The 25,816-nt window shown below is 69.5% G+C and carries 22 protein-coding genes; 18 read left to right on the forward strand and 4 right to left on the reverse strand.

What is annotated here, in order from left to right; genetic code table 11:
• The first annotated feature begins 80 nt into the window (after positions 1–80).
• The 14 genes from FBY35_RS07335 to FBY35_RS07400 all read left to right on the forward strand — a co-directional run bounded on the left by FBY35_RS07335 (position 81) and on the right by FBY35_RS07400 (position 14,694).
• Positions 81–1,040, forward strand: coding sequence for an ABC transporter ATP-binding protein (locus FBY35_RS07335; RefSeq protein ID WP_142212994.1), 960 nt, complete (start codon positions 81–83; stop codon positions 1,038–1,040).
• Positions 1,037–1,807: an ABC transporter permease gene (locus FBY35_RS07340; protein ID WP_142212995.1), complete on the forward strand. Its 771-nt coding sequence runs from the start codon at positions 1,037–1,039 to the stop codon at positions 1,805–1,807. Before FBY35_RS07335 ends, FBY35_RS07340 begins: the two co-directional genes overlap by 4 nt.
• 2 nt (positions 1,808–1,809) lie before the next feature.
• A complete protein-coding gene (locus tag FBY35_RS07345) occupies positions 1,810–2,613 on the forward strand; it encodes an ABC transporter permease (protein ID WP_142212996.1) in 804 nt (267 codons plus the stop codon).
• A gap of 5 nt (positions 2,614–2,618) precedes the next feature.
• Positions 2,619–3,863: an MCE family protein gene (locus tag FBY35_RS07350; RefSeq protein WP_260848549.1), complete on the forward strand. Its 1,245-nt coding sequence runs from the start codon at positions 2,619–2,621 to the stop codon at positions 3,861–3,863.
• Positions 3,860–4,894 (forward strand): MCE family protein, encoded by a 1,035-nt coding sequence (locus tag FBY35_RS07355; RefSeq protein ID WP_142212997.1) that lies wholly within the window; start codon positions 3,860–3,862, stop codon positions 4,892–4,894. Before FBY35_RS07350 ends, FBY35_RS07355 begins: the two co-directional genes overlap by 4 nt.
• Entirely contained in the window at positions 4,891–5,871 is a 981-nt protein-coding gene (locus FBY35_RS07360) for an MCE family protein (RefSeq protein ID WP_142212998.1), read from the forward strand. Before FBY35_RS07355 ends, FBY35_RS07360 begins: the two co-directional genes overlap by 4 nt.
• 59 nt (positions 5,872–5,930) lie before the next feature.
• Positions 5,931–7,070 carry an MCE family protein gene (locus tag FBY35_RS07365; RefSeq protein WP_186356974.1) on the forward strand — a complete coding sequence of 380 codons (1,140 nt, stop codon included), beginning with the start codon at positions 5,931–5,933 and terminating at the stop codon, positions 7,068–7,070.
• Positions 7,067–8,341 carry an MCE family protein gene (locus tag FBY35_RS07370; protein WP_142212999.1) on the forward strand — a complete coding sequence of 425 codons (1,275 nt, stop codon included), beginning with the start codon at positions 7,067–7,069 and terminating at the stop codon, positions 8,339–8,341. The genes FBY35_RS07365 and FBY35_RS07370 overlap by 4 nt, the downstream gene beginning before the upstream one ends.
• Positions 8,338–9,609, forward strand: coding sequence for an MCE family protein (locus FBY35_RS07375; protein ID WP_142213000.1), 1,272 nt, complete (start codon positions 8,338–8,340; stop codon positions 9,607–9,609). Before FBY35_RS07370 ends, FBY35_RS07375 begins: the two co-directional genes overlap by 4 nt.
• The gene (locus FBY35_RS07380; RefSeq protein ID WP_399208241.1) at positions 9,582–10,157 is read left to right on the forward strand and encodes a hypothetical protein; all 576 of its coding nucleotides are present in this window, start codon (positions 9,582–9,584) and stop codon (positions 10,155–10,157) included. The genes FBY35_RS07375 and FBY35_RS07380 overlap by 28 nt, the downstream gene beginning before the upstream one ends.
• Positions 10,158–10,206: 49 nt before the next feature.
• Positions 10,207–11,001, forward strand: a complete 795-nt coding sequence (locus tag FBY35_RS07385; RefSeq protein ID WP_399208242.1) for a hypothetical protein — start codon at positions 10,207–10,209, stop codon at positions 10,999–11,001.
• A gap of 225 nt (positions 11,002–11,226) precedes the next feature.
• A complete protein-coding gene (locus FBY35_RS07390) occupies positions 11,227–12,087 on the forward strand; it encodes a TIM barrel protein (RefSeq protein WP_142213001.1) in 861 nt (286 codons plus the stop codon).
• Between the two features lie 34 nt (positions 12,088–12,121).
• Positions 12,122–13,036, forward strand: a complete 915-nt coding sequence (locus tag FBY35_RS07395) for a 2-hydroxy-3-oxopropionate reductase (protein WP_142213002.1) — start codon at positions 12,122–12,124, stop codon at positions 13,034–13,036.
• Between the two features lie 191 nt (positions 13,037–13,227).
• Positions 13,228–14,694 carry a catalase gene (locus tag FBY35_RS07400; protein WP_142213003.1) on the forward strand — a complete coding sequence of 489 codons (1,467 nt, stop codon included), beginning with the start codon at positions 13,228–13,230 and terminating at the stop codon, positions 14,692–14,694.
• A gap of 666 nt (positions 14,695–15,360) precedes the next feature.
• On the opposite strand, the gene gcl is transcribed toward FBY35_RS07400, so the two are convergent.
• On the reverse strand, positions 15,361–17,148 hold the full coding sequence (gene gcl, locus FBY35_RS07405; RefSeq protein WP_142213004.1) for a glyoxylate carboligase: 1,788 nt from the start codon (positions 17,146–17,148) through the stop codon (positions 15,361–15,363).
• 203 nt (positions 17,149–17,351) lie between these two features.
• Between gcl and FBY35_RS07410 the strand changes: the two genes are divergently transcribed.
• A complete protein-coding gene (locus tag FBY35_RS07410) occupies positions 17,352–18,077 on the forward strand; it encodes a hypothetical protein (protein WP_142213005.1) in 726 nt (241 codons plus the stop codon).
• 277 nt (positions 18,078–18,354) lie between these two features.
• Here the strand turns inward: FBY35_RS07410 and FBY35_RS07415 are convergent, their stop codons facing one another.
• Entirely contained in the window at positions 18,355–19,971 is a 1,617-nt protein-coding gene (locus FBY35_RS07415; protein WP_142213006.1) for an AMP-binding protein, read from the reverse strand.
• The gene (locus FBY35_RS07420) at positions 19,968–21,656 is read right to left on the reverse strand and encodes an AMP-binding protein (protein ID WP_142213007.1); all 1,689 of its coding nucleotides are present in this window, start codon (positions 21,654–21,656) and stop codon (positions 19,968–19,970) included. Before FBY35_RS07420 ends, FBY35_RS07415 begins: the two co-directional genes overlap by 4 nt.
• Positions 21,657–21,780: 124 nt before the next feature.
• Between FBY35_RS07420 and FBY35_RS07425 the strand changes: the two genes are divergently transcribed.
• Together FBY35_RS07425 and FBY35_RS07430 are read left to right on the forward strand one after the other, a co-directional pair.
• A complete protein-coding gene (locus tag FBY35_RS07425) occupies positions 21,781–22,608 on the forward strand; it encodes a helix-turn-helix transcriptional regulator (protein ID WP_142213008.1) in 828 nt (275 codons plus the stop codon).
• Positions 22,609–22,687: 79 nt separating this feature from the next.
• Positions 22,688–23,332, forward strand: a complete 645-nt coding sequence (locus FBY35_RS07430; RefSeq protein WP_142213009.1) for a LysE family translocator — start codon at positions 22,688–22,690, stop codon at positions 23,330–23,332.
• Between the two features lie 16 nt (positions 23,333–23,348).
• Here the strand turns inward: FBY35_RS07430 and FBY35_RS07435 are convergent, their stop codons facing one another.
• The gene (locus tag FBY35_RS07435) at positions 23,349–24,470 is read right to left on the reverse strand and encodes a winged helix DNA-binding domain-containing protein (RefSeq protein WP_142213010.1); all 1,122 of its coding nucleotides are present in this window, start codon (positions 24,468–24,470) and stop codon (positions 23,349–23,351) included.
• 192 nt (positions 24,471–24,662) lie between these two features.
• Here FBY35_RS07435 and FBY35_RS07440 point away from each other — a divergent pair, with 192 nt between their 5' ends.
• Positions 24,663–25,802, forward strand: a complete 1,140-nt coding sequence (locus FBY35_RS07440) for a magnesium and cobalt transport protein CorA (RefSeq protein WP_186356875.1) — start codon at positions 24,663–24,665, stop codon at positions 25,800–25,802.
• Positions 25,803–25,816 lie beyond the last annotated feature (14 nt).

Here is a 25,816-nt window from a genome sequence, read left to right on the forward strand (position 1 = left end):
TTCGGCCCGCAGCGACGGACCGGCCGCCCCTCCCCGTAGAGCAGATGTCGGAGCTGCTCCACGGCTGAAGGGTGAACCGGATGGGTGTCGAGATCTGCGTGGAAGGACTGACCAAGTCCTTCGGCCACCAGGTCATCTGGCAGGACGTTTCGCTGACACTGCCCGCCGGCGAGGTCTCGGTGATGCTCGGCCCTTCGGGCACGGGCAAGTCGGTGTTCCTCAAGACGCTCGTCGGGCTGCTCAGGCCCGAACGCGGGTCGATCCGGATCGCGGGCACGGACATCACCGCCCTGCGCGAACACGATCTGTACGAGGTGCGGAAGCTGTTCGGGGTGCTGTTCCAGGACGGCGCGCTGTTCGGGTCCATGAACCTCTACGACAACATCGCCTTCCCGCTGCGCGAGCACACTCGCAAGCCGGAGAGCGCGATCAGACGAATCGTGCTCGAGAAGATGGACATGGTCGGCCTGCTCGGCGCCGAAGGGAAGCTGCCCGGCGAGATATCCGGCGGTATGCGCAAACGAGCCGGGCTGGCCCGGGCGCTGGTGCTCGATCCGGAGATCATCCTCTTCGACGAGCCGGACTCGGGGCTCGACCCGGTGCGAGTGGCTTACCTCAACCAGCTGATCGTCGACCTCAACGCGCAGACCGGCGCGACCTTTCTGATTGTCACGCACGACATCGCCTCCGCCCGGCAGGTCCCGGACAACATCGGGCTGCTCTTCCGCCGCGAACTGGTGATGTTCGGCCCCCGCGAGAAGCTGCTGACCAGCGAGGAGCCGGTGGTACGGCAGTTCCTGGGCGGCCGGATGCAAGGCCCGATCGGCATGGCCGAGGAGAAGGACGCGGCGCAGGTCGAGCAGGAGCTGGCCCAGCTCGGCGATGCCGCGGATCCCGTACCGCAAGGACTGCCCGAGCTGACGCCGCGCCTTCTGCCCACCGCGGGGGTCACCCGCCCGCCGCGCTGGGAGGCGATCGCCGAACGCGAGTCACTGCGACAGATGCGTGCCGCGGTGCGCGGAAGGGGGACGGACCTGTGAGCCTGTCGCCCACCGGAGCCCTCAGGCACACCGGCAACCTCTTCGCGCTGGGTCTCGACGTCCTGCGGACCATACCCAAACGCCCTTTCCAGGCGCGGGAGTTCATCCAGCAGGCCTGGTTCATCGCCAGTGTCACCATCCTGCCGACCGCGCTGGTGTCCATCCCCTTCGGCGCCGTGATCGCGCTGCAGATCGGCAGTCTGACCCGGCAGCTGGGCGCGCAGTCCTTCGCCGGTGCCGCATCCGTCCTGGCGGTGTTGCGCGAGGCCTCACCGATCGTGACCGCGCTACTGATCGCCGGAGCGGGCGGCACCGCGATCTGCGCGGACCTCGGGGCGCGGAAGATCCGCGAGGAGATCGACGCCATGCAGGTGCTGGGCATCGACCCCATCCACCGGCTCGTCGTACCGCGGGTGCTGGCGACGATGCTGGTGGCGGTGCTGCTCAACGGCCTGGTCTCGGTCGTCGGCGTGGCCGGCGGCTACTTCTTCAACGTGGTCCTGCAGAACGGCACACCCGGCGCCTACCTCGCCTCCTTCACCACCCTTGCCCAGCTGTCGGACCTGTGGGCGGCCGAGCTGAAGGCCCTGGTGTTCGGCGCCATCGCGGCGATCGTCGCCTCGTACAAGGGGCTCACCGCCAAGGGCGGCCCGAAAGGTGTCGGCGACGCCGTCAACCAGTCGGTCGTGATCACTTTCATGCTGCTGTTCGTCACCAACTTCGTGATGACGGCCGCCTACTTCCAGATCGTGCCGCAGAGGGGATGAGGATGGCGCTCACACAATGGCTTGAGGAGCTGGGCACCCAACTGACCTTCTACGGGCGGTCCATGGCGTGGACCGGCCGGACGCTGCGCCGCTACAAGAAGGAGATCCTGCGGCTGCTCGCGGAGGTGAGCTTCGGCCGTGGTGCGCTCGCCGTCGTGGGCGGCACGGTCGGCGTCATCGCCTTCCTGTCCTTCTTCACCGGCACCGAGGTGGGTCTGCAGGGCTACGCGGCCCTCAACCAGCTGGGCACGTCGAACTTCGTTGCGTTCCTCTCGGCGTACTTCAACACCCGTGAGATCGCACCGCTGGTGGCGGGTCTCGCCCTGTCCGCAACGGTCGGCGCCGGATTCACCGCACAGCTCGGCGCGATGCGCATCAGCGAGGAGACCGACGCGCTGGAGGTGATGGGCGTTCCCTCGCTGCCGTTCCTGGTGACCACCCGGATGATCGCCGGCTTCGTCGCCGTGATCCCGCTCTATGTGATCGGGCTGTTGTCCTCGTACTTCGCCGCGCGCACCATCACGACCGGCTACTACGGGCAGTCGACCGGCACCTACGACCACTACTTCCAGCAGTATCTGCCCCCGGTCGACGTGCTGTGGTCGTTCGGCAAGGTGATCGTCTTCGCCGTCGTGATCATCCTTGTGCACTGCTACTACGGCTACTACGCGAGCGGCGGCCCGGCGGGCGTGGGCGTCGCGGTCGGCCGTGCGGTGCGCACCTCCATCGTCGCCGTCAACATCCTCGACTTCTTCCTCAGCCTGGCGATCTGGGGCGCCAACACGACCGTACGGATTGCGGGGTAGGGCCGGTGCAGAGCGTCCGACTGAAGCTGTACGGCGTCGCCTTCATCGTGGTCATGGGGCTGTTGCTGTCGTTGTCCGTGGCCGTGTACCAGCAGGTGTTCACCTCGGTCGTACGGATCACGCTGGAGGCCGACACACTGGGCAACCAGCTGGATCCGCGGGCCGACGTCAAACTGCGCGGGCTGCTGGTCGGCGAGGTGCGCGCGGTGCGGGCGGATGGCAGCAAGGCGAGTGTCGACATCGCGCTCAAGCCGGAGCATGTCTCCCGGATCCCGGCCGATGTGCACGCACGGCTGCTGCCCAAGACGCTGTTCGGCGAGAAGTTCGTCGAACTGGTGCCGCCGCGCGGGTCCGGCGTCCGGCCCATCCGCGCCGGTGATGTCATCACCCAGGACCGCACCACGGTCGGTATCGAGGTGCAGCAGCTGCTGAACGACCTGCTGCCGCTGCTGCGCACCGTACGGCCCGCGGAGCTCAACGCCACACTCTCCGCGTTCGCCACCGCTCTGGAAGGACGCGGCGACCGCATAGGGGCCAACCTGACCCGCGTCGAAGGGTACTTGCGCGAGATCAACCCCCATATGCCGTCCATCAAGGAGGACATCACGCGCTTCGCCGATGTGGCCGAGGTGTACGGCGACGCCGCGCCCGATCTGATGAGGATCCTGCGCAGTTCCGTCACCACCAGCCGCACCCTTGTCGAGCAGCAGGACCGGCTGGCCGAGGCCCTGAAGGCGACCACCACGGCCGCGGGCACCGCTGAGAGGTTCTTCGACGACAACGGCGACCGGCTGATCACACTCGGCCGGGTCTCCCGGCCCACCCTCGCGTTGTTCGCCCGCTACTCCCCCGAATACCCCTGCCTCCTCGACGGTCTGGTGCGCCAGGAGGAGGCATCCGAAAAGGCGTTCGCGGGCGGGGAGATGCACATCACGCTCGAATTCGTCCGCCCCAGGCCCGCGTACCGACCCGGTGAGGAACCGCGCTATGCAGAGCGCTCAGGACCCGACTGCCGAGGACTGCCGAATCCCCGTGTTCCGGCACCGGATGTCCATCTCGACGACGGTACGCGGCGCACCGTCGCGGGCGGGCCGTCCGGCGGAGCCCGAGTGTCGGCCACCGCGGCCGAGCAGCGGGCCGTCGGCTCGCTGGTGGCCCCCGTCCTCGGGGTGCCGGCCGACCGGGTGCCCGCGGTCGCGACGCTGCTGTTCGGGCCGATGGCACGCGGAACGGCGGTGAGTGTCGCATGAGGAGGGCACCTGCCACGGCGGCCATGGCGCCGCTGGTGAAGTTCTGTCTATTCGCTTTGGTGACGGTGCTGGCGACGGCACTGCTCGCGGCGACCATCGTCAATGTCTCGTTCGCGGAACAGGACACCTACCGGGCGGTGTTCAGCGATGTCACCAGCCTGGAGGAGGGCGACGACATCCGGGTCGCCGGAGTGCGCGTCGGCGAGGTCAAGGACATCGCGATCACGGACCGCACGCTTGCCGAGGTGACGTTCACCGTCGCCCACGACCGGCCGCTGCTTGCGAGCACAGGCGCGGTCATCCGCTACCGGAGTCTGGTCGGGTCGCGCTATGTCGCCCTGACCGAGGGCGCGGGCGACGGGACGCGCCTCGAACCGGGCGGGGTGATCCCGCTGAACCGGACGAAGCCCGCGCTCGATCTCAATGCGCTGCTCGGCGGGTTCAAGCCGCTGTTCGCGGCGCTGAGTCCCAACGACGTCAACCAGCTCGCCACCGAGATCATCAAAACTTTGCAGGGCGAGGGCGGCACGGTGGGCAGTCTGCTCGCCCACACCGCGTCGCTCACCACGACGATCGCCGACCGCGACGAGCTGATCGGCTCCGTGATCGACAACCTCAACACCGTGCTGGGGACCCTGGACAAGCGCGATGCCCGCTTCTCCGGGCTGCTCAAGCAGCTGCAGCGGCTGATCTCGGGCCTGTCCGCCGACCGCAAGCCGATCGGCGCCTCGCTGGCGGGCATCGACGGGCTGACCGAGGCCACCTCGGGCCTGCTCCAGGACGCCCGGCCCCCGCTGCGTGACGACATCGCCGGGCTGAAGGAGCTCACCGGAACGCTGAACAAGAACGAGAAGACCGTGGAGGGCGTGCTGAAACGGCTGCCGAACAAGCTCAACAAGCTGACGGGGACCGCCTCGTACGGTTCCTGGTTCAACTTCTACCTCTGTGACTTCGACGGCCGGATCGTGCTGCCGAAGACCGAAGAGGTCATCCGCCCCGAGCTCCATGTCGCCCGGGCGAGGTGCTCATGATCCCGTTCCGCGAGAGAAATCCTTCTGTGATCGGAGCCGTGGGCGTCACCACGCTCGCGCTGCTGGCCCTGGCCGCGTTCAACGCCGACAGCCTGCCTCTGATCGGCGACGGCGAGTCGTACAGCGCCGCCTTCTCCGAGGCGGGCGGCCTCAAGCCCGGCGACGAGGTGCGGATCGCCGGGGTCAAGGTCGGCAAGGTCGACGAGGTCGACCTGGACGGTGACCATGTGAAGGTCACCTTCCGGGTCAAGGGCGAGCCGCAGTTCGGCACCCGGACCGGGGCCGCCATCAGGGTCAAGACGATCCTGGGCGCGAAGTACCTCGCGCTGCAGCCCAAGGGATCCGGGCAGCTGCGGCCCGGCAGCGAGATCCCGCTGAACCGGACCGTTCCGGCGTACGACGTCGTCGCGGCGTTCAGCGATCTGACGACCACCACGGAGAAGGTGGACACGGCCCGGCTGGCGAAGGCGCTCGACATCATCTCCACCACCTTCGAGGATTCGCCGGCCGAGGTACGGGCCTCCATCAAGGGTCTGTCGAAGATCTCCCGTACGGTGGCTTCCCGCGACCAGTCGCTGCGCGAACTCCTCGATCACGCAGGCGGGGTCACCGGCGTGCTGAAGGACCGCGCCGACGAGTTCGCCGTCCTGGTCAAGGACGGCGACAAGCTCTTCAAGGAGATCGCCGCGCGGCGGGCTGCGATCCACTCGCTGCTCAAGAGTTCGGCCGCACTCGGCGTCCAGCTCTCGGGCCTGGTGGAAGACAACCGCAAGCAGATCGGCCCGGCGCTGAAGAGCCTGGGCTCGGTGGTCGCCATGCTCGAACGCAACCAGGCAAGCCTGGATCGCAGCATCAAGCTGCTCGCGCCCTATGTGCGGGTGTTCACCAACACCCTCGGCAACGGGCGGTGGTTCGACAGCTACATCCAGAACCTGGTCGCCACTCCGGTGGTTCCGCGGACGGGAGGCTCGCGATGAACGCCCGCTTCATACCGCGTCACATACTGCGTCACATTCCGCGGTTCGTGCCGCGTCTCATGCCGGGGGGACGGCTCGCCCGGCGCGTGGCGCCGACCGTGGCGTTCGCGCTCGTCGCGGGCACGACGGCGGTCGTCCTGTGGCCGCACTCGTCCCCGGTCCATGTCACCGCGTACTTCCCTCGCACCGTCGGCATCCACCCCGGTTCGGACGTACGCGTCCTCGGCGTCCGCGTCGGCAAGGTCGGGAAGATCACGCCGGAGGGCGGCCGGGTGCGGGTGGAGCTGGAGTACGAGTCCGGACGCAGGATCCCCGTGAACGCGAAAGCCGCGATCATCAACTCCTCGGTCGTCAGCGACCGTTACGTACAGCTGCTGCCCGTCTACCGCGGCGGGCCCGCCATGAAGGACGGCGCGGTCATTCCGCTGAGCCGCACGGCCGTGCCGGTCGAGCTGGACCGGGTCTTCGACAGCCTGCACACGACAGCCGAGGCCTTCGGCCCCAAGGGCGCCAACAAGGACGGTTCGCTGTCCCGGCTGCTCGGGGTCGGCGCGGACAACCTCGACGGCCAGGGCGCGGGGCTCCACCAGACGGTCGAGGACCTGTCGCTGGCGGTCACCACGCTGTCCGACGGCAGGCAGGACCTGTTCGGCACCGTACGCAATCTCCAGGTGTTCACCGCGGCGCTGGCCTCCGACGACAAGAACGTGCGGTCGTTCAACGACAGCCTCGCCCAGGTGGCCGACCAGCTCGCCGGGGAACGGGGGGACCTCGCGGCGGCACTGCGGAATCTGGGGGTGGCGCTCGGCGACGTGTCCGCGTTCGTACGCGGCAACAAGAAGGCTCTGACCGCGGATGTGAAGGGGCTCAGCAAGGTCACCCGAGTGCTGGTCACCCAGCGGGCCGCCCTGGCGGAGCTGCTGGAGGTCGCGCCGGCCGGGATCTCCAATCTGCAGAACGCCTACAACCCCTCGTCCGGCACCCTCGACACCCGTAACAACCTGGACCAGTCCCAGGATCCGGCCGCGCTGTTGTGCTCGCTGCTGCGGACCACAGGGGATGCGGGCGGCAAGAACCCGGACTGCAAGGAGCTCCGGCAGCTCTTCGACACGCTGCCCCCATTGCCCACTGCCGTACCGGTGTCGGGCACCGGACCGGTCGACCGGACGCTCGGCGGAATCCTGGAGGCCGGTGCATGAGGTTCAGCAAAGTGCTGCGCGGGGGCCGGGCCGCGGCCCTGTGGACGGCGATGGGCTCGGTCGTGCTCACCGGCTGCGAGTTCAACGGCCTGTACGACGTGGGGCTGCCCGGCGGCGCGGCCGACGACGGCAATGCCTACCGGGTCACCGTCGAGTTCCGGGACGTACTCGATCTGGTGCCGCAGTCGGCCGTGAAGGTCAACAACGTCACGGTGGGCGCGGTCGAGAAGGTGGAACTGGCCGGCTGGCACGCCCGGGTGCGGCTGCGGGTCGACGGCAAGGTGAAGCTGCCGGCCAACGCGATCGCCGAGCTGCACCAGACCAGCATGCTCGGCGAGAAGTACGTGGCGCTGTCCGCCCCGGTGGACACCGCCCCCGCGGGCAGGCTCGGCGACGGCGACCGGATCCCGCTGTCCCGCAGCGGGCGCAACCCGGAGATCGAGGAAGTGCTCTCCGCGCTCTCCGCGCTGCTCAACGGAGGCGGGGTGGCCCAGCTGAAGACCGTCACCACGGAGTTGAACAAGGCCCTGGCGGGCCGGGAGAACCGGGTGAAGTCCCTGCTGACCGAGCTGGACACCTTCATCGGCGGCCTCGACGGGCAGCGCAAGGAGATCGTCCGCGCGCTCGAAGGCATCGACCGGCTGGCCGCGCGGCTGGCGCGGGAGAAGAAGACCATCGCCGCGGCCGTCGACACCATGCCGGGCGCGCTGAAGGTGCTGGCCGACCAGCGCCGCAACCTGACCGCGATGCTCACCTCGCTCTCGAAGCTCGGCGCGGCGGGCACCAAGGTGGTCAACGCCTCGCGGGCCGATCTGACGGCCAATCTGCGCAGTCTGCGGCCGATCCTGGCGCAGTTGAACAAGGCGGGCAGCGATCTGCCGAACGCGCTGGAGCTGCTGACGACGTATCCGTTCCCGCGCAATGTGACGGGCGCCATCAAGGGCGACTACGTCAATCTCAAGATCACCGCCGATCTCGATCTCGCGAGCATCTACGGCAATCTCGCCGAGGAGCCGAAGAAGCCGGGCGCCCCGGGCAAGCCCGGGCTTCCGGACGTGCCCGATCTGCCCGGCGTACCACTGCCCACCTCGCTGCCGAAGATCCCGGGCGCGCCGACGGCACCTTCCTCTCCGCCGGTCGGGACGGATCCGCTGTGCCCGCCGGTGTGCACCGGCAGCTACGCCTCCTACGGAGGCGGGATCGCCGAACGCTTTCCCGCCGGGGCCTCTTTCGCCCTCGCCGAGCTGATGCTGAAGGGGATGCAGCCGTGATCACTCGTACGGTCAAGGCCCAGTTGCTCGCCTTCGCCACGGTCACCGCCGTCGGGGTGTCGTACGTCGGCGCCCAGTACACGGGCCTGGCGGACATGCTCCTCGACCGCGGTTACACCGTGCGCGCCGAATTCACCGAGTCCGGAGGCGTCTTCCCGGGAGCGGAGGTCACCTATCGCGGGGTGCCGGTGGGCCGCGTCGGTGAACTGCGTCTTGCGGGCGCCGACGGGGTTCAGGTGGCGCTGGACATCGAGGACGGGGTGCGGATACCGGCCGACACGCTGGCGGTGGTGGCGAACCGCTCGGCGGTCGGCGAGCAGTACGTCGACCTCCAGCCGCGTGGCGACGGCGGCCCGTTTCTGCGCGACGGAAGCGTGATCGACCGCGGTGACACCCGGGTGCCGCTGCCCACCACGGATGTCGTGCTGAGCCTGGACCGGCTGGTCAACTCCGTGGGCAAGGACGACCTTCGCATCACGGTCGACGAACTCGGCAAGGCTTTCGCCGGAACCGGCCCCCATCTGAGCCGGCTTGTCGACTCGGGCAACAGCCTCGTGGAGTCGGCGTCCGCGTCGCTGCCGCAGACCGTCTCGCTGATCGAGGACTCGCGCACGGTCCTCAAGACGCAGGTCGACAAGGGCTCGGCGATCAAGTCCTTCTCACACGACCTGGCGGACCTGACCGCCGAGCTGAAATCGAGCGACGGGGACCTGCGCAGGCTGATCGGCTCGGCCGCTCCGGCCGCGCAGGAACTGAACTCGCTGCTCAAGGCGAACGAGACCCATCTTCCCGTACTGCTGGGAAATCTGATCAGCGGCGGCCAGATCACGGTGGCCAGGCTGCCCGGCGTCGAACAGGCGCTGGTGACCTTCCCGGTGGTCGTCGCGGGCAGCTCCACCGTGGTCCCGGGCGACGGCACCACCCACTTCGGCATGGTCACCGCAGCGGACGATCCCCCGCCGTGCCGTCAGGGATACAGCACCCAGCGCCGCGACCCCGCGGACACCGCCGAGCGCCCCGCGAACACTGGCGCCCGCTGCTCGGCCCCGCGCGGCGGCACCACCTCGGTCCGCGGCGCGCAGAACGTACCCGGCGCCACGGCTTCGGCGGGGGCCGGCCGGGCTGCGTATGTCACCCCGTACGACCCGGAGACCGGCATCGTCGCCGGCCCGGACGGAACGCTCGTCGAGATCGGCTCGACGGGCGGCGAACAGAGCGTGCTCGGAAAGGACTCGTGGCAATGGCTGCTCGTCGGACCTATGGCATGAACGCGGGCATCCTCGCGCGCCTGACGCGCTCGCTGCGCCTGCTCGGCACCAGAACAGCGGCCTCGGCCCGGCAGGGCAGAGCCATGGCGGCCACGCTCGTGGTGGCGACGGTGGTGACCACGGCGCTGAGCGGCTGGCTCTGCGTGAAGGTGTACGAGCAGCGTGCCGAGGCGCAGCGGCACCAGGACATCCTGGCCGCCGCCCGGCAGTCCGCGCTGAACTTCACCTCGCTGGACTACCGGCACTACGAGCAGGACAGCCAGAACGTGCTGAAGGGCGCCACCGGTGACTTCAAGGAGCAGTTCTCCGCGCAGACGGCCGAACTGACGAAGCTGGTCGCGGCCAACAAGTCGGTCTCGCAGGGGCAGGTGCTCGAAGCGGGCATCACGCGCAGCGACGAGCGCACGGCCCGCGTACTGGTCGTCGCCGACAGCAAGGTGACCAACACCGCCGCCCCGGGGGGCCAGGCCCGCACCTATCGGCTGCAGCTCGACCTCGTACGCGAGAAGGGCCGCTGGCTGACGTCCGACGTCGAGTTCGTCGGCTGACCGCGTGCCCGGGCACACACCCGTACCACCTGCAGTGAGGAGCAAGGCAGTGAGGAGCAACACCGTGGCGAACGTGACCGGCAAAGGCCCCGGCACCGCATCCCCCGGCCGCCGCTCGATGGCCGCTGCCGCCCGTGCGGCGGCCAGGCGTACGGAACGGGTGGCGACCCGCAGCCCCGAGGCGACGCGTCCGGAGGCAGCGGACGGGACGCCCTCGAAAGCACTGGACGAGCTGCCTCTGGAGGCACCGGACGACGCGAGCCAGGGACGGCGTGCGGACGATCAGTACGCCGGACCGGTCCTGGTCGCAGAGGAGCCCGTGGCCGCCGCGGCGCGCGAGCGGCGGCGCGGCAGGTTCTGCGCCGTACTGGCTGGGCTGGTGGTGGCGCTGCTGGCCGCGGTCGCCGTGCTCGGGTGGGAGTACGGGGACGGCCGGCGGACACAGGGGGCGCGGACTGAGGCGCTCGCCGCGGCGCGGAAAGCGGCGCCCATGGTGCTGTCGTACGACTACCGGCGGCTCGACAAAGACTTCGCGGCGGCGCGCGGCCATCTGACCGGCACCTTCCGTGACGAGTACGGCAGGACGACGGCGAGGGTGGTGGCACCGACTGCGGCCAAGTACCACGGGGTGGTCAAGGCGACGGTGGTGAAGCCGCCGGGCGGCGGCGCACCGGCCGCCTCGGTGGTGTCGGCCTCGCCGGACAGAGCCGTCGTACTGCTCTTCGTCAACCAGGTGACCACGAGCACGCAGGTGACGGGGCCACGTGTCGATCTGAACCGGGTGCGGATGACTCTGACCCGTACGTCCGAGGGCTGGAAGGTGAGCGGGGTGGACGCCCTCTAGCCACTTCTGGCGACCTCGGGCGGCCTCATGCGGTATTCGCCGGCGGAAAGCCCCGAGTAAAGCCGCGAGCGCTTCCGAGCCGGGGGACAGGCCTGAACAGGCCCTCTGTCCCCCGGCTCGGGGGCGCTTTTTGGTTGCCCGCTCTTGACAGTCCTCCCCCATCCCAGGCAATCTTCCATTACGCAGAAACTAACTTCCGCAATACGGAAGGAGCGCAAGCCCCTCATGGCCCCTCTTTTCACGAACAAACGCGGCACGGACCAGCGCTTCGATGTGAACCTCTCGATCCTCTTCACGGAACTCCCGCTCCTGGAGCGCCCCGCGGCAGCAGCCGCGGCGGGCTTCACGGCGGTCGAGCTGTGGTGGCCCTGGATCGAGACCCCCACCCCGCCCCAGGCCGAGCTCGACGCCCTCAAAAAAGCGCTCGACGACGCGGGCACCCAGCTGGTGGGCCTGAACTTCTACGCCGGGCAGCTGCCGGGCCCCGACCGCGGCGCGCTCTCCGTGCCCGGCGAGGAGTCCGGCCGCTTCCGCGCCAACATCGACGTGGCCGCGGACTTCGCCGCCTCGGTGGGCTGCAAGGCGCTCAACGCGCTGTACGGCAACCGCGTCGAGGGCGTCGACCCGGCCGTCCAGGACGAACTCGCCCTGGAGAACCTGGTGCTCACCGCCCGCGCGGCCGACCGGGCCGGAGCGATCCTGCTGGTCGAGACGCTCAACAAGCCGGAGTCCCCGCTCTACCCGCTGGTGAGCGCCCCGGCCGCGATCGAGGTCATCGACAAGGTGAACGCGGCGACGGGACTCGGCAACGCCAAGTTCCTGCTCGACATCTACCACCTGTCAATGAACGGCGAGGACGTCAGCGAGGTCATCGCGGCCTACGCCCACAAGACCGGCCACGTCCAGATCGCGGACAGCCCGGGCCGTGGCGCGCCGGGCACGGGCTCGCTGCCGCTGGAGCGGCTTCTCGACGAGCTCTCGAAGGCCGGTTACGACGGCTGGGTCGGCCTGGAGTACAAGGCCGGCGACCGCCCGAGCGCCGAGTCCTTCGGCTGGCTCCCCGCCGAGGCCCGCGCGGCCAACTGACCTCACGTTCAAGAGTTTTGAGAGAGGCACCCTCATGAGCACGCTCGCTGATTCCCCCCGCACAGACCGCCCGGCGATTGCCTGGATCGGCCTCGGCATCATGGGCTCCCCCATGTCCGAGAACCTGCTGAAGGCGGGCTACCAGGTCACCGGCTTCACCCTGGAGCAGGACAAGCTGGACCGCCTCACCGCCGCCGGCGGCACCGCGGCGTCCTCGATCGCCGAGGCCGTCAAGGACGCCGACGTCGTCATCACGATGGTGCCCGCGTCCCCGCAGGTCGAGGCAATCGCGTACGGCGAGAACGGCATCCTGGAGAACGCCAGGCCAGGCGCCCTCCTGATCGACATGTCCTCCATCACCCCCCAGACCTCCGTCGACCTCGCCAAGGCCGCGGCACAGAAGGGCATGCGCGTACTGGACGCCCCGGTCTCCGGCGGCGAGGCGGGCGCGATCGAGGCCGTACTGTCGATCATGGTCGGCGGCGAGCAGGCCGACTTCGACGGCGCGCTGCCGATTCTCGAGGCGCTGGGCAAGACCATCGTCCTGTGCGGCCCGCACGGCTCCGGCCAGACGGTGAAGGCCGCCAACCAGCTGATCGTCGCGGTCAACATCCAGGCCTGCGCCGAGGCCGTCGTCTTCCTGGAGAAGTCCGGCGTGAACCTCCAGGCCGCCCTGGACGTCCTGAACGGCGGCCTGGCCGGCTCCACGGTCCTGACCCGCAAGAAGGACAACTTCCTTAACCGGGACTTCAAGCCCGGCTTCCGGATCGACCTCCACCACAAGGACATGGGCATCGTCACCGACGCCGCCCGCAACGTCGGCGCCGCGCTGCCCGTGGGCGCGGTCGTCGCCCAGCTCGTCGCCTCCCTGCGTGCGCAGGGCGACGGCGGCCTCGACCACTCCGCCCTGCTGCGCGCCGTCGAGCGCCTCTCCGGCCGGCAGGCCTGAAGCCGGGCCCGCACAGGGCCCCCTGATTTCCGGGCGGCGTCGGCGCTGACAACTGTCCTGTCGCGCCCAGGCGCCGGCGCCGTCCGGAACACCACCCTTCGATTTCAACAAACTGTTGACGTGATGTTCGAGGCGAATCTACGCTCCTCGCACCGCCAGCAGCTCCAGTAAGGAAGGTCAGTCCCGCCACCATGACGCAGCGTGTGCTTACGACCGAGTCAGGCGCCCCGGTCGCCGACAACCAGAACTCCGCCACCGCAGGCGTCGGTGGCCCCATCCTCCTGCAGGACCAGCAGCTGCTGGAGAAGCTCGCCCGCTTCAACCGGGAGCGCATCCCGGAGCGCGTGGTGCACGCCCGCGGCAGCGGCGCGTACGGCTACTTCGAGGTGACCGACGACGTCACCGCCTTCACCAGGGCGGACTTCCTGTCCCAGGTCGGCAAGCGCACCGAGACCTTCCTCCGCTTCTCGACCGTCGCCGACTCGCTGGGCGGCGCAGACGCGGTGCGCGACCCGCGCGGTTTCGCCCTGAAGTTCTACACCGAAGAGGGCAATTACGACCTCGTCGGCAACAACACCCCGGTGTTCTTCATCAAGGACCCCATCAAGTTCCCCGACTTCATCCACTCGCAGAAGCGCGACCCCTTCACGGGCAAGCAGGAGCCGGACAACGTCTGGGACTTCTGGGCGCACGCCCCCGAGGCGACGCACCAGGTGACCTGGCTGATGGGTGACCGCGGCATCCCCGCCTCGTACCGCCACATGAACGGCTACGGCTCGCACACCTACCAGTGGACGAACGAGGCCGGCGAGGCCTTCTTCGTGAAGTACCACTTCAAGACCAACCAGGGCATACGCTGCCTCTCCTCGGAGCAGGCGGCCGAGCAGGCCGGCAAGGACCCCAACAGCCACCAGACGGACCTGCTCCAGTCCATCGAGCGCGGCGTGAACCCCTCGTGGACCCTGTACGTCCAGGTCATGCCGGCGGCCGAAGCGGCGGAGTACCGCTTCAACCCCTTCGACCTCACCAAGGTGTGGCCGCACAGCGACTACCCGCTGCAGCGCGTGGGCCGTCTGGTCCTCGACCGCAACCCCGACAACGTCTTCGCCGAGGTCGAGCAGGCCGCGTTCTCGCCGAACAACTTCGTGCCGGGCATCGGCCCTTCGCCGGACAAGATGCTCCAGGGCCGCCTGTTCGCCTACGCGGACGCGCAACGCTACCGCCTGGGCGTCAACCACACCCAGCTGCCGGTGAACGCGCCGAAGGCTGTTCTTGGGGGGTCTGCCGACAACTACGGCCGCGACGGCTTCATGGCCACGCGCAACGGCTCTCGCCACGACAAGAACTACGAGCCCAACTCGTACGCCGGTCCCGCCCAGACGGACTCCGCGCCGACGGCCCCACTGGCCATCCACGGCTGGACGGGCACGCACGCCGCGCCGCTGCACACCAAGGACGACGACTTCTTCCAGGCGGGCGAGCTGTACCGCCTGATGTCGCCGGAGGAGAAGTCCCGTCTGGTGGCCAACATCGCCGGTGGCCTCTCGCAGGTCACCCGTGACGACGTCATCGAGAAGAACCTCACCCACTTCCACGCGGCCGACGCCGACTACGGCAAGCGCGTCGAGGAGACGGTCCGCGCCCTGCGCGAGGACTAGAACCACACAGGCTGCGCCCGGACCTGACGGGAGGTCAGGACGAGGCGCCGCCCGCACCGCGGACCCGGATGAGGGGTGGTCGTGCGGTACGGGCAGGCCGAGGACCGCGGCGGCAGTGCGATGCCAGTGCGGTGGTCAGGCACCGGAGTTACGCTTCTTGACCTGAAGGAAGCGAACCCTCGGTCCCAATCGCCCCGCCGCGGTCCTCTCCCTGAGGCAGTCCAGCCACACAGTCTCCGCCCGGCGCCACGAACGTCCTGTCGCGCCGGCCTCGCGTCGTCGGGCGGTATCAACACACAGCCAGAGCGCCGAGTTGCGGACGGTCCCGCAGCTCGGCGCTCTTCTTTGTGCTTATGCGTTTCAGCTTGCCCCCGTATCCCTTGGCCGTGGCCGTCCCGCGCTGTTGCTCCGCTTCCGGCTGCGCCGATCGGAGCCTGGACGAGCGGCCGACCGGGACTGATCGTTCCCAAGGTCATGGCCATCACCTTGGCCAGAGTCACCCACGCAAGCAGCTACCCGAGCCACCACGCTCCGTCTCCATCGCTTTCGGGTCGGAAGCTGGCGCTCGGGCAACGTTCGCCCTGCTGACCTGAGCGCAGAGCACAAAGCGGCCCCCGCCCCGGACTTCACTCCGGGACGGCGGCCGCTCGTGGCTCGGGTCGGTGATCAGACCTTGAGCGTCCTGATGGACGTGGGCGCGTGGCCCGGTTCCGTCGCCAGCTCCTCGAACTCGGTGACATCACTGATGTCGGCCGTCTTGCTCATCGAGATGTTGGTGACGCGCTCCAGGATCGCCTCGACGACGACCGGCACCCGGAACTCGGCGGCCAGCTTCTTGGCCTCCTCGAAGGCCGGCAGCAGTTGGTCGGGCTCGGTGACCCGGATGGCCTTGCAGCCCAGGCCCTCGACGACCTTGACGTGGTCGACGCCGTAGACACCCAGCTCGGGGGCGTTGATGTTCTCGAACTCCAGGTTCACCTGGAAGTTGATGTCCAGGCCGATCTGTGCCTGCCGGATCAGGCCCAGGTAGGCGTTGTTCACCAGGACATGGACGTAGGGGATCCTGTGCTGCGCGCCGACCGCCAGCTCCTCGATCATGAACTGGAAGTCGTAGTCACCGGACAGCGCGACGACCGGGCACTCCGGGTCCGCGGTGGCGACACCGAGCGCGGCCGGGATGGTCCAGCCGAGCGGGCCCGCCTGGCCACAGTTGATCCAGTGGCGCGGCTTGTAGACGTGCAGCATCTGCGCGCCGGCGATCTGGGAGAGGCCGATGGTGGTGACGTAACGCGTCTCGGGGCCGAAGGCCTTGTTCATCTCCTCGTACACGCGCTGCGGCTTCATCGGCACATTGTCGAAGTGCGTACGGCGCAGCAGGGTGGCCTTGCGCTCCTGGGTGGAGGCGACCCAGTCGGAGCGGTCGGGCAGCTTGCCGGCGGCCTTGAGCTCCTTGGCCACCTCGACGAAGAGCTCCAGCGCGGCCCCAGCGTCGGATGCGATGCCGTAGTCGGGGGCGAAGATCTTGCCGATCTGGGTGGGCTCGATGTCGACGTGAACGAACTTCCGGCCCTTGGTGTAGACGTCGAGCTTGTAGCCGGTGTGACGGTTGGCCCAGCGGTTGCCGATGCCCAGCACGAAGTCGGACTCCAGGAAGGTCGCGTTGCCGTAGCGGTGCGAGGTCTGCAGACCGACCATGCCCGCGTTCAGCTCGTGGTCGTCGGGGATCGTGCCCCAGCCCATCAGGGTCGGGATGACCGGCGTACCGGTCAGCTCGGCGAATTCCACCAGCAGTTCGGACGCATCGGCGTTGATGATGCCGCCGCCCGCGACGATCAGCGGGCGCTCAGACTCCAGCAGGAACTGGATCGCCTTGTCGGCCTGGGCGCGGGTGGCGGCGGGCTTGTAGACCGGCAGCGGCTCGTACGTCTCCGGGTCGAACTCGATCTCGGTGAGCTGGACGTCGATGGGCAGGTCGACGAGGACTGGGCCCGGGCGGCCCGAGCGCATCAGATGGAAGGCCTGCTGGAAGACGCCGGGGACCTGCGCGGCCTCCAGGACGGTCGTCGCGGCCTTGGTGACCGGCCCCGCGATCGAGGCGATGTCGACGGCCTGGAAGTCCTCCTTGTGGATCACGGAGGTCGGCGCCTGGCCCGTGATGCACAGGATCGGGATGGAGTCGCCGATGGCCGAGTACAGGCCGGTGATCATGTCGGTGCCCGCCGGGCCCGACGTGCCGATGCAGACCCCGATGTTGCCGGGGTTGGCGCGGGTGTAGCCCTCCGCCATGTGGGAGGCGCCTTCGACGTGGCGGGCGAGCGTGTGGTCGATGCCGCCGCCGGCCTGGAGGGCCTTGTAGAAGGGGTTGATCGCCGCGCCCGGCACACCGAACGCGTGCGTGACGCCTTCGCGCTTGAGGATCTCAACTGCCGCTCGGGCAGCGGTCATACGAGGCATGGGGGCTCCTGCTTCGGCCGGTCGGACTCGGCTCCTTCGCGTCACTCCAGAGCATCGATTCCGTAATGCGGAAGTATTGTTCTGCTATACGGAAGTAATGTAGGACGCGTACAGAGCGGCGTCAAGGGATGACCGAAGTACCTCCCCGAGGCATCCCGCTTGGTGGACGATGGACGGCAGCACGAAGGGAAGGGGGGAGCGCGATGGCAGACGCGATGCCTGTCCGCTGTCCGTCCTGCCGCCGCGACCACCTGTTCGCGTCGCCGGTCCTGCCCTGCGCCTGCGGCGCTCCGCTCGCGCCGCCGCTGCTGCACGCCCCGCCGGAACCGATCACGCACCGCACCTGGGCGGACGACTGGGTCACCGTCCGCTGCCTGGCCTGCGGCCGCCAGGACCACTGGCCGCAGCCCGAACTCGGCTGCCCCTGCGGCACGGTCCTGCGCATCCCGGTCCGCCCGGTGAGCGCGCCCGGCCCCGGCACGACGGACGTGATGTCCTGCGCCGCGCGCCCCTCGCACCTCCCGCTGCCGCACACGGCGACCGTGCCGCGCCCCTCGTTCCGGCCGGTCACGATCCGTTCCGCGCGCGACGCGGTGACCGCTGCGGCGCGCTATCTGGCGTGGCTCGGGTTCCGGGACGTCGTCCAGCCGGAGGTGCGGCCCTCGTCCGGAATCGACCTGCTCGGCCCCGGCCTGGTCGCCCAGGTCGACACCTCCACGCGCCCCGCCACCCTGCGTGACGTCGAGTGCCTGTGGCTGAACGGGCTGAGCGTCTCCGCCACCGGTGTCTTCTTCTCCCTGGCGAGGTACGCGGACGACGCGAGGTGGCGCGCGGACGACCTCGGCGTCCCACTGTTCATCATGGACCTGACGGGGAGCCCTCATCCGGTGAACGCGTCGGCGGACGAGCTGATCTCCACGGGGGCGTGAGCCTGACGGTGCGCCGGTGGCGTGCCACGCCACCCCGCCCCGCCCTTGCCCGCTGTGACTTTTCGGCTCCGCCGCATGGGCTCCCGAGGCCCAGACCCCGGATGCGGCCCTTCGGCCCGCAAGTCCTCAAACGCCGGACGGGCTGACATGTCCGGCCGAGCCGCACGTGTCAGCCCATGGAGGTCCGGGACGAAGTCCGGGGAAACTGAGGCGCGGGGGTCCGGCGGCGCGCGCCCGGTCACGGCCCCCCGGCGCAGCGGCACCGCCGCCGCCCCGCCTACCCCTCCCCCGCACCCCCGTACCGCCGCCTCAGCTCCACCTTCCGCACTTTCCCGCTCACTGTCATCGGGAAGTCCGCCAGAATCTCCAGCCTCCGTGGAATCTTGTAGTGCGCCAACTGCTCCCTGCAGTACGCCGCGATGTCCTCCAGTGTCGGCGGATCCCCGGCATCCCTCGGAATCACGCAGGCCAGGATCTCCTCCCCATAGCGTTCGTCGGGGACCCCGACCACCTGGACGTCCGCGATCTTGGGGTGGGCATAGAGGAACTCCTCGATCTCGCGCGGATAGACGTTCTCACCGCCCCGGATGATCATGTCCTTGATCCGGCCGACGATCTGGACGTAGCCGTCTTCGCGCATCACCGCCAGATCGCCCGTGTGCATCCACCGGCCCGCGTCGATCGCCTCGGCGGTCTTCTCCGCCTCGTCCCAGTAGCCGAGCATCACGCTGTAGCCGCGGGTGCACAGCTCCCCCGCCTCGCCACGCGGGAGCGTCACCCCGCCGGCGGGGTCGACGACCTTGACCTCGACGTGCGGCAGGACCCGGCCGACCGTGCCGGTTCGGCGTTCGATGTCGTCGTCCCGGCGGGTCTGCGTGGAGACCGGCGAGGTCTCCGTCATTCCGTAGCAGATCGAGACCTCGGCCATGTTCATCTCCGCGACGACGCGCTTCATGACCTCGACCGGGCAGGGTGAGCCCGCCATGATGCCGGTGCGCAGCGTGGACAGGTCGTACGAGGCGAAGTCGGCGAGGTTCAGCTCGGCGATGAACATCGTCGGTACGCCGTACAGCGAGGTGCAGCGTTCCTCGGCGACGGCGCGCAGGGTGGCCGTCGCGTCGAAGGACGGGGCCGGGATGACCATGCAGGCGCCGTGCGAGGTTGCCGCGAGGTTGCCCATCACCATGCCGAAGCAGTGGTAGAAGGGCACGGGGATGCAGATGCGGTCCTGCTCGCTGTAGGCGATCATCTCGCCCACGAAATACCCGTTGTTGAGGATGTTGTGGTGCGAGAGCGTCGCGCCCTTGGGGAAGCCGGTGGTGCCGGAGGTGTACTGGATGTTGATCGGGTCGTCGCAGGACAACTCCGCCTCGCGGGCGGCCAGTTGCCCGTCCGTGACAGTCGGCGCCGCGTCCAGGAGCACGTCCCAGGAGCCGTCCTCGATGTAGTGGACGGACCGCAGGTCGGGACAGTTCGGCCGCACCTGGTCCACCAACGCCCGGTAGTCGCTGGTCTTGTGCCGCTGCGAGGCGCACAGCACTGAGATCCCGGCCTGTTTCAGCACGTATTCGAGTTCGTGCGCCCGGTACGCCGGGTTGATGTTGACCATGATCGCGCCGATCCGGGCGGTCGCGTACTGCACGAGCACCCACTCAGCGCAGTTGACCGCCCAGATCCCGACCCGGTCCCCTTTGGCGACGCCGATCCCGAGGAAGCCTCTCGCCAACTGGTCGACCGCAGCGCCGAATTCGGCGTACGTCCAGCGAGCATCCATGGCCAGATCGACCAGCGCCTCGCGGTCCGGCCAGGCAGCGATCGCCCTGTCGAGATTCCGCCCGATCGTGTCGCCGAGCGGCGCGGTGGTCCCCGTGCCGTGCGCGTAGGACAGGCTCATCGCAGATCTCCCTCGACATACTCGGCGCTCGAGCCCTCGGCCGTGCGCTCGCGCAGCTCGATCCGGCGGATCTTCCCCGAGACGGTCTTGGGCAGCGCGGCGAACTCCAGTCGGCGGATGCGCTTGTACGGCGCGAGAACCGCGCGCGAGTGCTCGAAGATCAGTTTCGCCGTGTCCGGTCCGGGCTCCCAGCCCTCCGCGAGCACCACGTACGCCTTCGGCACGGCGAGCCGTACAGGGTCGGGCGCGGGCACGACCGCCGCTTCGGCAACCGCCTCGTGCTCCAGGAGCGCGCTCTCCAGCTCGAACGGCGAGATCTTGTAGTCGGACGCCTTGAAGACGTCGTCGGAGCGGCCGATGTAGGTGATGTAGCCGTCGGCGTCGCGCGCGCCGATGTCGCCCGTACGGTAGAAGCCGCCCGCCATCGCCTCGGCCGTACGCTCCGTGTCTGAGTGATACCCGGTCATCAGGCCGACCGGGTCCCCGGACAGATCCAGTGCGATCTCGCCCTCGGCCGCGCCCGGCTCGCCCGTCACCGGATCCAGCAGGACCACCCGGTAGCCGGGGCTCGGGCGGCCCATCGACCCGGCCTTGAGCAGCTGGCCGGGACTGTTGGCGACCTGCACGGCCGTCTCGGTCTGCCCGAAACCGTCCCGGATGGTCACGCCCCATTCGCGGCGTACGGTCTCGATCACCTCGGGGTTCAGCGGCTCACCGGCGGCGACGACCTCGCGCGGAGGCGTACGCAGCAGGCCGAGATCCTCCTGGATCAGCATGCGCCACACGGTCGGCGGGGCGCAGAAGCTGGTGACGCCCGCGCGGTCCATCTCCGCCATCAGCCGGGCCCCGTCGAAGCGCGTGTAGTTGTGGATGAAGACGGTCGCCTCGGCGTTCCAGGGCGCGAAGAGATTGGACCAGGCGTGCTTGGCCCAGCCGGGCGAGGAGATGTTCAGATGCACGTCGCCCGGCTTCAGCCCGATCCAGTACATCGTCGCCAAGTGGCCCACCGGGTAGGACACATGAGTGTGCTCGACCAGCTTGGGGCGGGCGGTCGTGCCCGAGGTGAAGTAGAGCAGCAGCGGGTCGTCCGCCCGCGTCACACCGTCCGGCTCGAAGCGGCCCGGCGCGGAGAACGCCTCGTCGAAGTCGAGCCAGCCCGGCACATCGGCGCCGCCGCGGTCCGCCACCGCGATCCTTGTGTAGTCCCCCGGCACCTCGGCGAACTTGGCGGTGTCCGCCACGCGCGCGACGACGTGCCCGGCGCGTCCGCGGTCGATCCGGTCGCGGAGGTCCACCGGTCCGAGCAGCGGTGTCGCGGGGATGACGACGGCCCTCAGCTTCATCGCGGCGAGCGCGGTCATCCACAGTTCCTGCTGGTTGCCGAGCATGACGAGGATCCGGTCCCCGGCCCGTACGCCACGGTCCCGCAGCCAGTTGGCGACCTGGTTCGAACGCAGGGACATCTCGCCGAACGAGACGGTGATCTCCCGTCCGTCCTCCTCGACAATGTGCAGCGCGGTCCTGCCGTTGCCGGTGGCGATCTCGTCGAACCAGTCCAGCGCCCAGTTGAAGCGCTCGGGCCGGGGCCAGGAGAAACCCTCGTACGCAGCCGCGTAGTCCTCCCTGTGCCGCAGCAGGAAGTCCCGGGCCGCCCGGAAACTCTCCGTCGCGCTGCCTGACGTCATGTGTCCTCCTCATTGCCGGACCGGCTACTGACATCGTGTAATCAGTGACCCAGGTCTCACTACCCCCGCATGGGGGTGACACAGCCCCCCGTACGGGGGTGACACAGCGCGCAGGAGGAGAGCGGTGTCCGAGCCGGCCGATGCGGTGGAGTTGCGAGCGGCGCTGCTACGGCTGCGCCGTGCGACCGGGCTGCCGGTCGCCTTCGGCGGGCTGCTGCATGATGCCCGGCAGCTGCGGATCGCCGAACTGAACGGCGCGGCCACGGGAGCGCTGCGCGGTCTCGCGGTCAGTGCGGGCAACGGGCTCGGCGGCAAGTCGATCGCGCTGTCGCGGCCGTGCGCGGTGACCGACTACCCCTCGGCGCGGCACATCAGCCACGAGTACGACGCGGCGGTCGCGGCGGAGGGTCTGCGCTCTGTGCTCGCGGTGCCCGTCGTCGTACGGCGCAAGGTGCGGGGTGTGCTGTACGGCGCGCTGCGTGAACCGAGGACGCTCGGCGAGCGGACCATCGACGCGGCGGTGGCCGCGGCGCGTGATGTGGAGCAGGCGCTGGTCGTACGGGACGAGGTACAGCGGCTGCTGGCCGTGGCGCGGGAGCCGGTGGCGGGCCCCGGGGCGTGGGAGGAGGTTCGCGAGGTGCACGGCGATCTGCGCGCGCTGGCACCGCGGATCGCCGACGAGGCGCTGCGGCGGGAGCTGCTGGCGGTCTGCGGCCGCTTGGCGACCGCGTCGGACGTCCCGCCGCGGCGGCAGTCGGTCGGTCTCGCGCCGCGGGAGCTGGATGTGCTGGCCTGCGTGGCCGCGGGCTCGACGAACGCGGCGGCGGGCGAGCGGCTGGGGCTGAAGCCGGAGACGGTGAAGGCATACCTGCGGGCGGCGATGCGCAAGCTCGGGGCGCACACGAGGCTGGAGGCGGTGGTGGCGGCGCGCCGGGCGGGCCTGCTGCCGTAGGTCCTGTCCGCACGCTTTGGCCGAATCGGTCCGGGGCGAGCCCTGGCCGCGCCGCCAGGCAATCAGGTTGAATATGCAAATGGTGTCCACCGACCGCTTCCTCGCCTTCGCCGCGATGTCCCTGCTGGTGATCGTGATCCCGGGGCCGAGCGTGCTTTTCGTGATCGGCCGGGCCCTCTCCCACGGCCGCCGTACGGCGGTGGCCACGGCGCTGGGCAATGTCTTCGGCTCGTACATCCTGGTGGTGGCCGTCGCGCTGGGCATCGGTGCGCTCGTGGAGCGCTCGGCCGCGGTGTTCATGGCGGTGAAGCTCGCGGGCGCGGCCTATCTGGTCTTCCTCGGGGTCCAGGCATTCCGGCACCGCAAGGACATGAAGGTCTCCGACATGGAGGCTCCGCCCGGACCGGCGCGAGGCGATCTGCGTACGGTCGTGGACGGCGTCCTGGTCGGCGTCACCAACCCCAAGGGCATCGTCTTCTTCGCCGCCGTTCTTCCGCAGTTCGTGGACCACGCGGCGGGACACCTGCCCGCGCAGATGTTGCTGCTCGGCCTGGTCCCGATTTCGATAGGCCTGGTCACGGACACGCTGTGGGGTCTGGGCGCGGCCGCGGCACGCAGCTGGTTCGCCCGCTCGGAGCGCCGCCTGTCGTTGGTGGGCGGCGCGGGCGGGTTCGCGATGATCGGCCTGGGCGTGACCGTGGCGGCGACCGGCCGCGCGGACTGAGGTGTACGGAGGCGCCTTACTCGCTGAAGAGCCCGAACTCGATGACGTGCGTGGTGCCCGGTGACACGGTCATGAGCATCCGCTGTGCCTCCTCGGCCACCGCCTCGCGTTGCGCTCGTGTCAGTTCTCCGAAGGCCTGCACGATCACACGCGCGCTGTCCTTGGTCTCGGTCAGCCGCCAGATCCCGGCGAGGTGGCCGTCGACGAGGAAGGTGCAGTGGGCCTGATTGCCCTTCCAGGTGCGCTGCCGGTACTCCTCGGGCACGACGCGGGTCCGGTCGGCGTGCGAGAGCAGCAGATTGTCGAACTCCGGCAGCAGACGGGGAGGCGCGGGAGTGTCGGCGTCCGGGCGGGGCGCGTCCGGGAGGTCGAAGAGCTCGACGCCGTTCTCGTCCTGAAAGAGGGCCAGCTGTGGCCGCAGCCGCTCGAAGACCTCCCTCAGCCGCGTCAGTCCGGACCAGGTCTGCATGTCCCTGACCGAGGCGGGCCCGAAGGCCCCCAGATAGCGCAGGACGGTGGCGTCGGGCGCGGGCGCGGGCTCTGCCTGCCGCCCGAACCAGTGCTCGGCGGTGGTGAGCGCGACCTGGCCGCTCCTGCCCCACAAGCCGCGCGGGGTGACCTGCACCAGCGGCAGCACACAGCGCGCGGCGACGGAGAGGGCGAAGGCATCGGCGTCCGGCCACTCCTTCAGCAGCACCTCGCGCAGCTCCTTCATGGTCCGGGGCTGCTCCTCGACCAGCTCCCGGCTGATGGCCCCGAGCCGGTCCAGATCGACCCCCGCCAGGCCGGTACGGAACTGCCTGAGCTCGCGGTCGCGGGCGGCCTGGACCAGCGGCCGCAGGGTGAGACAGTCCTCGGCGGTGTGCGTGTGAATGGTGGAACGCATCGTGACCAGGCGCGCGACCTCGCGGGAGGCCATCAGCCCTGAGAGCTCCTCGGGGTCGAAGCCCTTCAGTCGTGCGGCGAGCGCGTAGTACGGCGGCTTCACATTCTGCGCCTGGAGGCCGACGAGATGCCCGACGGCGCCCCTGACGGACATCGCGGACCTGGGAGCACGGCGCAGCAGGAGCTGGCGCGCCAGGGTGGCGCGGTTGAGGGCGCCGTTGCCGAGCACGGGGTAGGTCGTCTTCGAGGCCATGCGCCGTACGCTACTCACGTATGCGGACACCTTCTGTCCTCAAGGAATCCCGGAGGAATCCCGGAGGGATTCGAGGAACGCGCCGGTTGCACCCCGTCATGCCGGGCCATTTCGACCCGGATATCCTGCTCCGTGGCCGTACGGGCGCGGACGACACCCGCGCCGTTTCCGAGGCGGGAGGTGAGAGACACGATGCCGCTGTCCCCGAAGAAGCACCAATGGCGCCGCCGCCCCCTCCTGCCCCCGAGCCAGCAGCCCGCCAATCCCCCGCCGGCGGAGCCCGTCGCTCCCGCCCCGGTGCAGAAGGACCAGGGCAGCATCGTCCAGGCCGCGCTCTACCGCGACGGCCGACGCGTCTCGACGCCCGACTCCCTCGCCCAGACCTTCCGCCAGCTGCGCGAGTACCCCGACGGCATGGCCTGGATCGGGCTGCACCGCCCCACCGAGGCCGAAGTCCTCTCGCTCGCGGAGGAGTTCGACCTCCATGAACTGGCCGTCGAGGACGCGCTGGAGGCCCACCAGCGCCCCAAGCTCGAACGGTACGGCGACACCCTCTTCGTGGTGCTGCGCGCCGCCCGCTATCTCGACGCCCAGGAAGAGGTCGAGTTCGGCGAGCTGCATGTCTTCGTCGGCAGGGACTTCCTGATCACGGTCCGCCACGGCGCGGCCCCCGACCTGTCCGCGGTCCGCCACCGCATGGAGAAGACCCCGGAACTGCTGGCGCTGGGCCCGGAGGCGGTGCTGTACGCGATCCTGGACGCGGTGGTCGACGGCTACGCCCCGGTCGTGGCGGGCGTGCAGAACGACATCGACGAGATCGAGACCGAGGTCTTCGGCGGCGATCCGGCGGTGTCGCGCCGCATCTACGAACTCTCCCGCGAAATGGTCGAGTTCCAGCGCGCCACCCGCCCCCTCGTCGGCATGCTGCACGCCTTGATGGCGGGCTTCGCGAAGTACGGCACGGACGAGGAGCTCCAGCGCTATCTCCGCGACGTCGCCGACCACGTGACCCACACCAGCGAGCGCGTGGACGGCTTCCGCCAGGCGCTGGCGGACATCCTGACCGTGAACGCGACGCTGGTGACGCAGCAGCAGAACGAGGAGATGCGCGCGATGGCGGAGGCGGGCATCGAGCAGAACGAAGAGATCAAGAAGATCTCCGCCTGGGCGGCCATCCTCTTCGCACCCACACTGGTGGGAACCATCTACGGCATGAACTTCGACAACATGCCGGAGTTGCACTGGGCGAGTGGGTATCCCTTCGCGGTTCTGCTGATGGCAGCGGTCTGTCTGAGCCTGTACTTCGTCTTCAAACGGCGGGACTGGCTCTGAGTCATCGCGTCAAC

It is taken from the genome of Streptomyces sp. SLBN-118 (assembly GCF_006715635.1).
In the GTDB taxonomy this organism is placed as follows: domain Bacteria; phylum Actinomycetota; class Actinomycetes; order Streptomycetales; family Streptomycetaceae; genus Streptomyces.